Genomic DNA, 14352 nt, shown 5'->3' with positions numbered 1-14352 from the left:
TCTTTTCACATCTCGTTGCAATGCTGTCTGAGCGCGACAGTATAGGGAAACACATATCAACTGTAGTACAAATTCGCTCAATTCTACGTGCTTAAAAACTAAGACTCGACTGAGCGATTGTTCATCAGGGGCGCAAGTATACCCCCAAGCCCGACAAGATGCGAGCAATCGACTTAATTCAAATCTGCACGCATTTCTTTGGTCCATAAACAAAAATACCAGAGCATGGCTCTGGTATTTCATCAACTTGAAAAGTCACTAATTGCCGTCGGCGGAGACTTCGTCGGTGTAGACAGGCTCGCCCTGCATAATACTGATCTCGACGCGGCGATTTCGAGCTCGCTGCCTTTCGGTATCATTTGGTCCAAGCGGCTCGGTATCAGCAACGCCTATCACCCTGAGTCTAAGGTGTGAGAAGCCCTTCACTTTTTCCATCTCCTGCGCCACAGATACAGCGCGCTGCGATGTTAGGTCCCAGTTTGAACGATACAGCTCTGAGTCTAACGGCAGATTATCGGTATGGCCCGATACTCGTACTTGACCCGGGATGTCTTTCACTAAGTCGGCAACTTGACGCACCAGAGGCCTAAATTTGGGTTGCAGGAACGCCGAACCCTCAGGGAAAGCCCCCTTCTCTTGAATTCGAATCACCAACTGCTGTCCAAGGTTTTCCACCTCTACAGCGCCTTGATTGATCTCTTGTTGTAACGCCTGCTTGATAAGCTCTTCTAACTTCTCTAGATCTTCGTTCTGCTGCTCATTCTCTGCCGAGGCTGTGCCTATTTGATTCTTCTGAGTTCGATCTGCGGTTTGTCCACCAGTGATCTTGCCATCATCACGCTGATTACCACCCGCTCTGTCTGAATCCCCTTCTTGAAACTCGAGAGTTTGCTGAGTGATATCAATGGTCTGCTGCATGATCACATCAATAGGCGTTGGCTCTGGACGACCAGGGCGAAACTCCTGCGCGATAATACTGGTGCCCTTAGGGATATCTTTCACTTCCAATCGGTTCTGAACACCAAACGCAAACTTCATTGAACCTGCTATCTGCTTAAACTTCAGTACATCCATCTCAGAGAACGATAGCAAGAGTACGAAGAAGCACATTAACAGCGACATGAGATCAGAGAAAGTCGCCATCCAAGCAGGCGCCCCAGGAGGTGGGCATTTACATTTTGCTTTCTCTTCCATCATTTAATCCCGTTGCAATTCATTACGGACACGGTACTACTCACCATCGAGGTCGAAGGCTCGTTTACTCTCGTTGATGTAGTTCTTCAGGTACCCATCAATGACACGTGGGTTTTGACCGTCTTGAATCGCTAATACGCCATCCATAATCAAGCGGCGGTTAAGGTTTTCTTGCTCTCGGCGCAGCGTCAGTTTGTCAGCGATAGGGAAAAACAGCATGTTCGCAAGCATGGCACCATAAAGAGTGGTCAAAAGTGCAATCGCCATCGCAGGACCGATGGACTTTGGGTCATCCATGTTAGATAGCATCGCTACCAGACCCACCAGCGTACCAATCATACCCATGGCCGGTGCCACATCACCGTATGATCGAAACACCGCGGCGCCTTTCTCATGACGCTCGTCTGTTAACGCGATGTCTTTTTGCATTGCATTGCGTACAACCTCTGCATCGTGTCCATCTACAAGAAGATCGATGCCCTTTTGCATAAAGCTGTTTTGGATATCCATTTCTTCAAGCGCTAGGAAGCCGCCCTTACGAGCCGCATCTGCCATTTCCACAATTTTAGCGATGAGATCTTCTGGCTCGTCGGTCTTGAACATGAACGCCTTACTGGCAATTTTGGTTGCCCCAAAAAACTGCCCCAAGGTGAACTTCATCAAGACGACAAAGGTCGAGCCCCCGATTACGATAAATACCGAGGTTGTATCGAAGTAAGTCATGATGCTGCCACCCAGCACCATTGCGATAATTATCGAAGCGACCCCACCAATGAGGCCTATCAGCGTTGCTAAATCCACTCAACACTCCATGAAAAATTTGACGTCTTAGAAACTCTGGTGAGCTATTCGAGCTCACCGAGTCTATCTCGTTGCTCTAAGGTTATCGACCAAGTGACGATATCTTTAAGTGATTTATGACCACAAAATCACAAAATTGCGTGACCAGTGATCACTTCTCCTCTTTTATCAGATAGAAAAGCCCTTAACCTCATTGTTTTGAGGCACGATATTGGCGCTTTTTTTAGCAATCAAAAAGCCTGCGACGTATCTTCACGGCATTTTTAGCACCTTAAGTTTGACCATCGCTAGCCGCTCATGTAACGTTCGATCATTTCATAAAAAATAAGTACGTTATGGCGACTAAGAAACCTGAAAACATGTCTTTCGAAGCGACAGTCGATGAGCTCGATACGCTGGTAGAACAATTAGAAAATGGCGACCTAGCGCTTGACGACGCGCTGAAAAAGTTTGAGCGAGGCATTGCCTTAGCGAGAGCTGGACAGCAAAAGCTGACAGAAGCGGAGCAAAAAGTGAGTATTCTCCTGGCTAAGGATGACGACGCGGACCTGCAAGACTTCGCTCAGCAGTCAGAATAATTTCAAAAGTGAGTATCCCCATGATTGAGGCTTTGAAGTCTTATCAAACGCGCAACAACGAGCAACTGGATGCTTGGTTGGATCGCTACCCGTTTCAACAGCAAAGACTCATTGAGGCCATGCGCTACGCCCTACTTCTCGGCGGAAAACGTGCAAGGCCTTTTCTAGTTTATGCCACAGGTTCTATCTTTGGATGCACTGAAGAGGAGCTCGACACCCCTGCTGCAGCCATCGAATGTATTCATGCTTATTCGCTCATCCACGACGATCTCCCTGCGATGGACGACGATGAACTTCGTCGCGGTAAGCCGACCTGCCACATTGAGTTTGATGAAGCGACCGCTATTTTGACAGGCGACGCACTTCAAACATTGGCATTTACGATACTATCTGAAGGTCCATTAGCGTCATTTGCCGAGTCTCAACGTATCAATATGGTGAAAGAACTCGCGAACGCATCTGGTGCCGCCGGTATGTGTATCGGGCAAGCACTGGACTTGGAAGCGGAAAATCGCTCGGTAGGCTTAGAAGAGCTTGAGCAGATACACCGCCACAAAACTGGTGCGCTTATCAAATGCGCGGTTCAACTCGGCGCGTTAGCCGCTGGAGAGAAAGGACGTGAGTATCTTCCTCAGCTTGAGAACTACGCTGAGGCGATTGGTCTTGCGTTTCAGGTGCAAGACGACATTCTAGATATTGTTAGTGACACGGAAACACTAGGGAAACCTCAAGGTTCCGATGTCGAACTCAATAAGAGTACCTATCCTGCCTTACTTGGGCTGGAAGGCGCGCAGCAAAAAGCTACGCAACTATTTGAAGAAGCACTTTGTGCTTTGCAAGCGATACCCTACAATACGCAATTACTCGAAGACTTCGCACGATATGTCATCGAGCGCAACAACTAGACTATATTAAAGCGCTAAATAACTATGACACTTGATATTTCAAAGTATCCGACACTGACATTAGCAAACACGCCAGAAGAACTTCGTCTGATGCCGAAGGAATCTTTACCTAAGCTGTGTGAGGAGCTAAGGACGTATTTGCTAAATTCAGTGAGCCAGTCTAGTGGACACTTGGCTTCCGGACTAGGCACTGTGGAACTCACAGTTGCTCTGCATTACGTCTACAATACACCTTTCGACCAGCTTATCTGGGACGTGGGCCATCAAGCCTACCCTCATAAGATCTTAACTGGCCGTCGTGAGCAATTATCGACTATCCGTCAAAAAGACGGGTTACACCCTTTCCCATGGCGCGAAGAAAGTGAGTACGACACACTGTCTGTTGGTCACTCATCAACGTCGATCAGTGCGGGTCTTGGCATGGCGATTTCCGCCGCTAAAGAAGGCAAAGACCGCAAAGTCGTTAGCGTTATCGGTGATGGCGCTATCACGGCAGGTATGGCGTTTGAAGCACTGAACCACGCAGGTGATGTTCACCCTGACATGCTGGTCATCCTTAACGACAACGAGATGTCCATCTCTGAGAACGTTGGTGCCCTGAACAACCACCTTGCTCAAGTGTTGTCTGGTAGCTTGTATACCTCCATTCGTGAGGGTGGCAAAAAAGCTCTGTCTGGACTTCCTCCAATTAAGGAACTGGTCAAGCGTACCGAAGAGCATATCAAGGGCATGATTGTCCCAGGAACGCTATTCGAAGAGTTAGGTTTTAACTACATTGGTCCTATCGATGGTCATGATGTTAATGAGTTGGTTAAAACGCTCAAGAATATGCGTGAGCTAAAAGGCCCACAGTTCCTGCATATTATGACCAAGAAAGGCAAGGGCTATGAGCCTGCTGAGAAGGATCCTATCGGCTACCACGGTGTACCTAAGTTTGACCCTTCACACTCTTGCCTGCCAAAAAGCAGTTCAAGCAAGCCGACTTACTCGAAGATCTTTGGTGACTTCCTGTGTGATATGGCAGCGAAAGACCCGTCACTAATGGCAATCACGCCAGCAATGCGTGAAGGCTCTGGTATGGTTCGCTTTTCGAAAGAGTATCCTAGTCAGTACTTTGATGTCGCGATTGCTGAGCAGCATGCGGTGACACTTGCAACGGGCATGGCGATTGCTGGTAACAGACCGATTGTAGCGATCTACTCAACCTTCTTGCAGCGTGGCTACGATCAGCTAATCCATGATGTCGCCATTATGGATCTGCCGGTGATGTTTGCCATCGACCGTGCTGGTCTGGTTGGAGCCGATGGTCAAACCCACCAAGGTGCGTTCGATCTCAGCTTTATGCGTTGTATTCCAAACATGGTGATCATGGCGCCAAGCGATGAGAACGAGTGTCGTCAGATGCTCTACACTGGTCACATGCACACTGGTCCAAGTGCGGTTCGCTACCCTCGTGGCAGCGGTAACGGCACAACACCTGAAGCTGAGTTTACCGGCTTAGAGATTGGTAAAGGCCATGTTGTTCGCGAAGGTGAGAAAGTAGCCATCTTGTCATTCGGTACCTTCTTAGACAACGCGCTGGTTGCAGCAGAAAACCTCAACGCGACAGTGGCAGATATGCGATTTGTTAAGCCGCTCGATGAGGCGCTTATCAAGGAGCTGTGCGATAGCCACGATGTGATTGTGACTCTTGAAGAGAACGCGATCGCTGGCGGCGCAGGTGCTGGTGTCATAGAATTCATGATGCAAGAGAAGCTAATGAAGCCAGTACTAAACCTTGGTCTTCCAGACAGATTTATCGCACAAGGCACGCAGGATGAGCTACATACAGAGCTTGGTCTTGATGCTGCGGGTATCGAAGCGTCTATTCGTGATTACATCTCTAAATAGAGATATTTCTGGTTAGAGAAAGCTAAAGCGACCTTGTGGTCGCTTTTTTAATGCCACTTTTTCTCATTCGGATAACTTACGGACACAAAAAAGCCGCAACCTAGGTTGCGGCTTTTCAAATCCAATCGCTTGGCCGTTATGCGTTTGCTTCACGCTCAGCAATAAACTCAAGAGCCATCTTGATGCGAGCAATTACGCGCTCTTTACCAACAAGCTCCATCACAGCGTCTACTGATGGAGATTGACCACCACCCGTTACCGCTACGCGAAGTGGCATGCCGATTTTGCCCATGCCGATTTCTAGCTCTTCGCAAACTGCCGCAATCACTTGCTCTTTAATGTTTGCCGTTGTCCACTCTTGTAGCGCTTCTACTTTCGCTAGCGCTACTTCTAGGGGCTGCTTCGCAACGCCACGCAGGTGTTTCTTAGCCGCGCCCGCTTCAAACTCAGAGAAGTCTTCGTAGAAGTAACGGATTTGCTCTGCAAGCTCAACCAAGGTATTGCAGCGCTCGCCAACAAGCTTGATCACCTCAGTGATCGCTGGACCATTTTCAGTGTTCAGCTTTTGCTCATCAAGGTGCCATTGAAGGTACTTCGCTACATACTCTGGTTCAGAGGTCTTGATGTAGTGGTTGTTCAACCAGTTCAGTTTGTCTGTATTGAACGCTGATGCTGACTTAGAGATCGCATCTAGAGAGAACAAGTTGATCATCTCTTCTTGAGAGAAGATTTCTTGGTCACCGTGAGACCAACCTAGACGTACTAAATAGTTGTTTAGTGCGTTTGGTAGGTAACCTTCATCACGATATTGCATCACTGACACAGCGCCGTGACGCTTAGATAGCTTAGCGCCGTCATCACCTAAAATCATTGCACAGTGTGCGAATGTCGGTACTGGCGCACCAAGTGCTTCATAGATGTTGATTTGACGTGGTGTGTTATTGATGTGGTCTTCACCGCGCACCACATGAGTGATACCCATATCCCAGTCATCAACCACAACAACGAAGTTGTATGTTGGCGCACCATCAGTACGACGAATGATCAGATCATCCATTTGGCTGTTTGAGATCTCGATACGGCCACGAATTTGATCATCAAATACTACGCTGCCCTCTTTCGGGTTGCGGAAACGAATCACACATGGATCACCCTCTTTTGCTGCTGCGTTCGCCGCAACAATCTTCGGATGATTCGCATCGTAGCGAGGGATCTCTTTGTTCGCTTCTTGCTCTGCACGGATCTCTTCTAGAAGTTCTTTTGGTGCATAGCATTTGTAGGCTTTGTCTTCAGCAAGTAGTTTCTCTACCATTTCGTTGTAGCGATCAAAACGCTTAGACTGGTAGTACGGACCCTCGTCCCACTCAAGACCCATCCACTGCATGCCTTCTAGGATCGCATCTACTGCTTCCTGAGAATTACGCTCAAGATCTGTATCTTCAATACGTAGAACGAATTCACCGCCTTGGTTTTTAGCAAATAGCCAAGAATACAGTGCAGTACGCGCACCACCGACGTGAAGATAGCCTGTAGGGCTTGGAGCAAAACGTGTTTTAACCGTCATCGAAAGTACCTTGTTGTCAACGTCGCACAATGCTCATCATTATGCGTTGCAAATTTTGGGCGCTATTTTATCACCTTGCGCTAATTCTACAATCACTATACCCAATAACCTCATCAAGCAAACTCAATGTAATCAAATCTCTTGACCTTACCCTTGAGGGAAGGTTTATGGTTAACAACAACGAACGAATTTTGAGGTGGGTTATGGTCAGTTATACGCTTAATTTATCGGGTTTATCCTGTATGGGTTGCGTGAATAAAGTCAAAAATGCTGTCGAAGCATCGACCAATGACATCCATATCGACCATATCGATAAGCAAACACTTAAAGTCTCAACACAAAGCGATGTGAGTACAGTGATTGAGATTGTTGAAGGCTTTGGTTACCAAGCTAAGCCTGTATGGGTATTTGAACTCTCGGGGCTAAACTGCGGTAAATGTGTAGCAAAGCTGCGTGAAAAACTGCAATCGCTTGATGACAGCGACATCATTGAAATCAGTAAGCAATCACTAACCCTGGAATCAACACTGAACGTAAACAGCATAGTTGATGCCATCGAAGAGGTTGGGTATCACGCAACTTTAGTGACAGAACAAGTAGCGAAGCCATCTAATGTCCCCACTACAGACACCGCCAGTGAACATTCAGAGCATCATAAGAAAGAGCCTGAAATCCAACAGCCCGTCGAAGTTTCACAAAACTCCCACCTACCGAGTATTCATTTGCTGATTCAAGGCATGACCTGTGCGAGCTGTGTTTCGTCAGTAGAGAAAGCACTTCTCTCCGTACCTGGTGTCGACATTGCTCGCGTAAACCTTGCTGAGCAAAGCGCCATGGTCAGCACCGCCTTGCCGATAGATGATATCCAGACACCGCTATTAAAAGCGATTAGCAATGCCGGTTACCAAGGGGAGTTAGTCGAGGATCTAGCGACTAGCCAGCAGCAACAGCAGCAAGCCTTGCTTGCTCATCAAGCGCAGCAAAAAAAGAATACGATTGTCGCACTAGCGGTCGGAGCGCCGTTGATGCTGTGGGGCGTGCTTGGCGGCAGTATGATGATCCGTCACTCTGGCGATCAAATGGCTTGGGGCGCTGTCGGCATACTCTGTTTATGGCTTCTCGCGACGGCAGGTCGTGATTTCTATACCAACGCTTACAAATCGCTAACGCACGGTCGTGCCACCATGGACACCTTGGTTGCTCTGGGCACTGGCGCAGCATGGTTCTACTCGATGCTCGTCGTCATCGCTCCGAGCTGGTTCCCAGAATCATCACGCCATGTGTATTTTGAGGCAAGCGCGATGATCATCGGACTTATCTCGCTCGGTCACTACATAGAAGCCAAAGCGAAGGCCAAGACTAATCAATCTTTGCAGGCGCTAATGAACCTACAACCCCAAGTAGCGACGGCGATCATCGATGGCAAAGACGTCGAATTGGCCGTTTCCGACATTCAGCTTGGCATGAGACTGCGAATTAAGCCGGGTGAAAAGGTCCCCGTCGACGGACAGGTTTCTGAGGGTCACAGCTATGTTGATGAGTCTATGCTCACTGGCGAGCCCATTGCTGCACTTAAAGGGGTTGGCGACAAGGTGTCAGCAGGCACTGTGAATACCGACGGCAGCTTAGTCATCGACGCAACGGGCGTCGGCGCCAATACCATGCTGTCACGCATTATTAATCTAGTTCGAGACGCACAGAGCAGCAAACCCGCTATTGCGAAACTTGCGGATTCCATCTCTGCAGTGTTTGTCCCTGTGGTTGTGCTCATTGCCTTAGGCGCTGCGGCGGTTTGGTTCTTAGTAGGCCCAGAGCCAAAGGCAAGCTACATGCTTGTGGTCACGACAACCGTACTTATCATCGCCTGCCCTTGCGCTCTGGGTCTTGCTACCCCGCTGTCTATCACCGTTGGCATAGGTAAAGCCGCGCAAGCTGGGATTCTGATTAAAGATGCGGATGCACTACAGAAGCTTAGCAAGATCAACGCTGTCGTATTTGATAAGACGGGAACGCTCACGTTAGGGCAACCTAAAGTACAAGGCGTCCAAACTGTTGGTCTATCCGAAATGGAGCTTGCTAGATTAGTGTTGCCATTAGAGAAACGCTCTGAACATCCTCTCGCCAAAGCCGTCACCGATTATTGGGCTGAAACGAATGTCAATGAACCAACCGAGTTTGAGAACCTCAAAGGTAGAGGCGTTCAAGGGGTGGTGGAAGGTCGCCACGTGCTCGTTGCTTCTCTAAATCATATCAGAGCGTCACAGGTAGATATTACCGTGCTAGACGCATCAATTTCAGACGCCGCGACCAAGGCTTTGACCCCAATCGTTATCCTAGTTGACTCAAAACCTGCAGGCTTAATCACCATTGCCGATCAAATCAAACCTGAGGCAAAACAAGCGATTGAAGCCCTCCAAAGTCAAGGCATAAAGACCATCATGCTAACCGGTGACAATCGCCACGTTGCAAAAGTCATTGGAGAGCAAGTTGGTGTTGATGAGGTGTTCTCTGAAGTATTACCAGACGAAAAGGCCGCGCATATCGAAGCGCTTAAAAGGCAGTACCAACATGTCGCCATGGTCGGTGACGGTATCAATGACGCGCCGGCATTAGCGCTCGCAGATGTGGGTATCGCTATGGGCTCAGGTAGCGACGTCGCGATAGAAAGCGCCCCAATGACGCTACTAAACAGCAACCCTGCTACTGTGGCTCATGCAATCGCGCTCTCTAAAGCGACGGTTAAGAACATTAAACAGAACTTGTTCGGTGCGTTTATTTACAACACCTTAGGCATCCCAATTGCTGCTGGTGTGTTATATCCACTATTCGGATTTTTGCTTAGCCCTGTTTTTGCCGGGGCAGCAATGGCACTTTCTTCTATTACGGTCGTAACCAATGCTAATCGATTAAGAAAGTTCCACTATAAAAACTAACCAGTGCTCAACATGACTGACAATCTAAAATAAGGTTATATGAAGCACTTGGTGATTGTTGATAACAATGCAATGTTAAAGAGGATGAACTATGTCGAACCAAAAACGATTTATAAAACTGGCAACGCTATCGCTGGCGATGCTAGCAGGCTCGGCGTTTGCAACCAATGTACTGACCTATAAATCCCCATACTGCGGATGTTGCAAAGACTGGGTCACGCACATGGAAGACGCAGGCTTCACGGTCACCGTCGAAGATCATAAGAATATGAACCCAATAAAACAAAAGCTTGGTATCAAACCGGAGCTCGCCTCGTGTCATACGGCTGTTATCGGCGACTATGTGTTTGAAGGGCATATTCCCGCTGACGACATCAAGGCGTTTCTAGAAAACCCACCAAAAGGTGCGAAGGGCTTAGCAGTACCTGGGATGCCTGTCGGCTCTCCTGGTATGGAATATGGCGATCAAAAAGACCCGTATCATGTCTATGCTTACAACGAAGAAGGGCAAGTCTTTTCCTACCGTTCGTACAACATGTAAACGACAACGCCCACATAAAGTGGGCGTTTTTTTAGAAGTGATAAGTACCACCTACGACAATGGCTGAGTTTGCCGTGCCACGTGGGTAGTATGGTGTTCGGAACGTGCCTTGGTTCTTGTATTCAAAATAAGGCTGAAATGCGAATTTCGTCAGTGTTAACCTAAATTCATGGTCCATCGCATTATCGGTATATGGGTAGTAAGGATGGTAAGCCCCACTCATATGATAAACGTTGTTATAGTGCAGCTTTATCGGGTGAGTTTTTAATTGATACTCCACCTTGCTGTCGAAACGATAGTCGATATCTGGCTTGTAACCCCATCGGTCGTGCTTTGCATAGGCCTCAACACGCGTGCGATGACTCAGTGACAGTCCCTCATCAAAGTCATACCCAATCTTAAACAGTGGGCGATATTGGACAGTCTCACCAAGTTGCATCAAGTGCTCATAGCCCGCCCCCAGCCAAAAGTTTTTCGACATCTGAAACTTTTGTTCAACCCCTAATGTAGTCAGCGGTGCTCGAGCAGAGTGACCATAGTAAACATTATTGTGGTGGTTATGATGACTGTATGGCGTCTTACCAATGGGAATGTCCTCTACGATAAAACGAACCGTCGTATCCGTATCAAAGGTATGACCCGCTTCCATTTTGGCAGTGGTTTTAGAGTCGTAAAGGTAAGTGCTATTAAATTGGATGTTGCCTTCGATGTATGAAGAGGCGGCGCTTGCAAAAAATGCAGTGAGGCTAAGCAACACAAAAATTAGGTGACGCAAAGTAGCTTCCTTTTATTGGCTAATTTGCGCCTATCCTTTAGTTACTCAGAGTAAAACACAAGTTTTGACAAAGTCATCAAACTGAAAGGTCATAATGAATAGAAATTTAGATAAATCATTAATAATCATAATCTTGCATTTAAATCTAATTCTACCTGTCAACTAAATGTCATGACACTCCGAAGAGCTCGCCCCCAATTGACCCAACTGCGTTAAATATCACCAGTTTGAGTAAACTTAAAATTTTCCAAAAAAGATTAAAGCTATGTGAGAGCCCACTTTAGTCAGCGTGATTCACCTCAATATAAACTACAATCTCCCAAGACTTTGGTTTGAGCGACCATCGTTATAGCGCATCCGAAATCGCCAATCTAACTCATCACAGATGCCAGTATAAGGTTTGCCCATAATCCCAAGTTTGTAGGCATCTTGCTCACAGAACTCAGCTCGCCCTTTTTCATAGCCTTTAGAGTAAGCGTCAAAAAGTGTTTGCTCAGAAAGCTGTAGGTAGTCCTGATCCTTTTTTGAGTATCCTTTTTTTGCTTCCACATAACCAAATTGGTTCCAGCTATCTACCGAGCCATCGGTTGGAAAATTTGTCGAGGTGCACCCCGCAATCAATAGAAAAATCAATATCCCTGCAATCCGAGTTAAGTTTCGCATAATACCTCCAAGACATCAGTGTGGATAAAATCGTGTACTCGCAACTCAATACGATAAGTTTGTTCATTATCACGTAACACTACGATGTCACCACAGCCAATTACTATCTGCTCTCAAACCTTGCGAGTCACCACTAACATTTTTCGCGCTATCGTTACATTTCTTGCAAAAAAAAAGGCCCCATAAGGGACCTTTCTAAAACGAAATTGTTGACGTTTAGAAGCCGTAAGACGCACCGAATACAAAGGCGTTATTCACTAGGCTGCTACCGTTGCTGTCTTTCAAACCGTGTGCTTGGCTACGGAACTCAAAGTAAGGTTGAACACCATCACGAGTCCAAGTGGCGCGTAGCTCGTGGTCCATCGTGTTATCATTGTCACCTTGTTTAATCACATAGATGTTGTTGTAACTAACAGCGACGGGTTGATCAGCAAATTGGTAAGCAATTTTGTTATCTAAGCGAGTTTCATCATCTTTGTTTTTATCTGCTTGAATGTGATGACGAGTACGGTTGCTCAGAGAGATACCGTTGTCGAAGTTATAACCGATTTTAATAAGTGGACGATACTGTACAGTGTCACCCGCTTGTACTAGGTGATGATAACCCGCAGCCAACCAGAAGTTGTCTGTTACATTGAATACTTGCTCAGCGCCTAGTGTTGTAAAAGGTAATGGGCGATCAGTATCTTTTACGTCACCAAGTGGAATAGCATCAAACTCTACTAGAAGCGTTGTGTTTGAGTCGAACGTATGGCCAGCTTCTAGCGTTGATGTCGCTTTTGAACCTTGCAGGTAAGTATCGTGGAATTGAACGTTACCTGTTACATAAGAAGAACCAGCGAATGCACTTGTTGAAGCTACTGCTAAAGCGGTAAGAGCGAGGACTTTTTTCATGGTAAAAACACCTATATTTGTTGATATATGGGCGGCTTATATTGCCGTCTTGTTTCGTTGCCAGTTGGCTTGCACTCAATGTACTCGCAATTAATTCGCACCAACAAATAAATAACCCGGTAAAGTGACAAAAATCACACTAGACATTTAAAAATAAATGTAAAACCATTAAAATCAAACACTTAAGTTCGGCCTGTAATTTTATATAAAATTCTAGAAAAGAATTAACCTTGATTACTGTCACAATAAGCGACCAATCAATGTCGCTTTAGATATGTTTTTGTCGCAAAACCTCAAGATTCATCGACTAAACAACCATAAAAAGTGTGACTGTCGTCCTAATTTAGTTATTTAAAACACCATTTAATTCGCGATGAGAATTTTAATAACTGCGAGCCGTAAGATGAAAAGTATGGTGGTATTAATGTGTTAAGCTTTATCGTGAGCAACGAAAAGAGAAAAACAATGCGACAGATCATCAACACTTGTGTGACATTGGGATTAACCCTGCTTCTTGCTGGGTTCACTTCACACTTATCGGCCCAGCCAATGCTTTGGAAGGCGGAGGTCCCAAATCAGACCTTGTATTTAATGGGTACAGTGCACCTTGGCTCACCAGAAACCTCAACAATGTCCAAACCTGTGTTGAACGCGCTAAACCAAGCTGATGCACTAATCGTCGAAGCCAAGCTAGATGAGCCTATTACCTTTCCGAATTCAAACTCGCAACCCACTACTCGCTCCACACTAAGTCCCGATGAAATCAACCAACTTGAATCGATTGCTTCAGTGACAAAGCTCAGTGCTAAGCAGCTATTATCGCTCCCACCATGGCAGGTAGCACTCACGCTTCAGCAATGGCAGTTTGCTTCCCTTGGATTTGAGGCAGAATATGGGGTCGAGGCACAGCTCATGGCATGGGCCGAAGTAAACAACCTATCGACACTAGGTTTAGAGTCATTACAATTTCAAATAGATCTTATTGCTAAGCAGCCAGACAACGGCCTCGACATGCTCAAACAGACAATAAACGAATGGGCAAATAGTCAGGCAAGTATCCGTTGCCTAATTGATTCCTGGCAAGCAGGTGATGATAATAATCTTGACGCCATCTTACAGGCCGAAGCATTCAACGAGCATTTTTATCACGCATTTATCTACGAACGTAATCGAAACTGGGCCTCGACCCTAGCCGAAGATGCACGCTATAAAGAAGGCATATTCTTCGTCGCTGTAGGTGCATTGCATTTGGTCGGTGATGATAGCGTTATCGAGTTACTATCCAAAAGGGGCTACACCATTGAACGTTTAACATTACCAGGCGAAGCAGACTGCTCTATGTAATGTCCAATGTAAACTGTCTTATCAGTGAGAAAAGAAACTGAGATTAATGAGCTTTATGTCGGATAAGTAGGCTGGTCGACGGCTCTCAATGACTTAAATGACTACCTTTTAGGTCTGGATTATATTTTACTCTATCAAATCAATGAATTGGATAGACACTGGTTAGAATTTGTTAGAAAGAAAGTAAGTAGTTGGGCACTGTTTAACTCTATTTAAGGGCTGATATTGCTTAACTCTATATTCAATTTTTCTATCATTTTCATAACGTTA

At 46.4% G+C, this 14352-nt stretch carries 12 protein-coding genes; 6 read left to right on the top strand and 6 right to left on the bottom strand.

The window, feature by feature from the left end; translation table 11 throughout:
• Positions 1–258: 258 nt before the first annotated feature.
• Together LY387_RS03400 and pomA are read right to left on the bottom strand one after the other, a co-directional pair.
• Positions 259–1143 (bottom strand): flagellar motor protein MotB, encoded by an 885-nt coding sequence (locus LY387_RS03400; protein ID WP_419153435.1) that lies wholly within the window; start codon positions 1141–1143, stop codon positions 259–261.
• 87 nt (positions 1144–1230) lie between these two features.
• Positions 1231–1995 (bottom strand): flagellar motor protein PomA, encoded by a 765-nt coding sequence (gene pomA, locus LY387_RS03395; protein ID WP_042473753.1) that lies wholly within the window; start codon positions 1993–1995, stop codon positions 1231–1233.
• Positions 1996–2330: 335 nt separating this feature from the next.
• Between pomA and xseB the strand changes: the two genes are divergently transcribed.
• From xseB to dxs, 3 genes are read left to right on the top strand one after another with little or no spacing between them, the layout of a single operon-like run.
• Positions 2331–2573 (top strand): exodeoxyribonuclease VII small subunit, encoded by a 243-nt coding sequence (xseB, locus tag LY387_RS03390; RefSeq protein WP_042473750.1) that lies wholly within the window; start codon positions 2331–2333, stop codon positions 2571–2573.
• A gap of 20 nt (positions 2574–2593) precedes the next feature.
• Positions 2594–3478, top strand: a complete 885-nt coding sequence (gene ispA / locus LY387_RS03385; protein ID WP_234495318.1) for a (2E,6E)-farnesyl diphosphate synthase — start codon at positions 2594–2596, stop codon at positions 3476–3478.
• Positions 3479–3502: 24 nt separating this feature from the next.
• Positions 3503–5368: a 1-deoxy-D-xylulose-5-phosphate synthase gene (gene dxs / locus LY387_RS03380; RefSeq protein WP_234495317.1), complete on the top strand. Its 1866-nt coding sequence runs from the start codon at positions 3503–3505 to the stop codon at positions 5366–5368.
• 136 nt (positions 5369–5504) lie between these two features.
• Here dxs and gltX read toward each other — a convergent pair whose 3' ends face one another.
• Complete coding sequence (gene gltX, locus LY387_RS03375; protein WP_234495316.1) at positions 5505–6932, bottom strand: glutamate--tRNA ligase; 1428 nt, start codon at positions 6930–6932, stop codon at positions 5505–5507.
• Between the two features lie 203 nt (positions 6933–7135).
• Here gltX and LY387_RS03370 point away from each other — a divergent pair, with 203 nt between their 5' ends.
• Positions 7136–9865, top strand: coding sequence for a heavy metal translocating P-type ATPase (locus tag LY387_RS03370; protein WP_234496045.1), 2730 nt, complete (start codon positions 7136–7138; stop codon positions 9863–9865).
• A 91-nt stretch (positions 9866–9956) separates the two neighbouring features.
• Entirely contained in the window at positions 9957–10406 is a 450-nt protein-coding gene (locus LY387_RS03365) for a DUF411 domain-containing protein (protein ID WP_234495315.1), read from the top strand.
• 31 nt (positions 10407–10437) lie between these two features.
• On the opposite strand, the gene LY387_RS03360 is transcribed toward LY387_RS03365, so the two are convergent.
• The 3 genes from LY387_RS03360 to LY387_RS03350 all read right to left on the bottom strand — a co-directional run bounded on the left by LY387_RS03360 (position 10438) and on the right by LY387_RS03350 (position 12738).
• Positions 10438–11181, bottom strand: coding sequence for an oligogalacturonate-specific porin KdgM family protein (locus LY387_RS03360; protein WP_234495314.1), 744 nt, complete (start codon positions 11179–11181; stop codon positions 10438–10440).
• Positions 11182–11490: 309 nt separating this feature from the next.
• Positions 11491–11844, bottom strand: a complete 354-nt coding sequence (locus LY387_RS03355; protein WP_234495313.1) for a DUF2799 domain-containing protein — start codon at positions 11842–11844, stop codon at positions 11491–11493.
• 216 nt (positions 11845–12060) lie between these two features.
• Positions 12061–12738, bottom strand: coding sequence for an oligogalacturonate-specific porin KdgM family protein (locus LY387_RS03350; protein WP_042473740.1), 678 nt, complete (start codon positions 12736–12738; stop codon positions 12061–12063).
• Between the two features lie 465 nt (positions 12739–13203).
• Between LY387_RS03350 and LY387_RS03345 the strand changes: the two genes are divergently transcribed.
• Entirely contained in the window at positions 13204–14082 is an 879-nt protein-coding gene (locus tag LY387_RS03345) for a TraB/GumN family protein (protein WP_234495312.1), read from the top strand.
• Positions 14083–14352 lie beyond the last annotated feature (270 nt).

It is taken from the genome of Vibrio maritimus, assembly GCF_021441885.1.
Lineage (GTDB): Bacteria > Pseudomonadota > Gammaproteobacteria > Enterobacterales > Vibrionaceae > Vibrio > Vibrio maritimus_B.
This window is presented reverse-complemented; position numbering and strand designations above follow the sequence as displayed.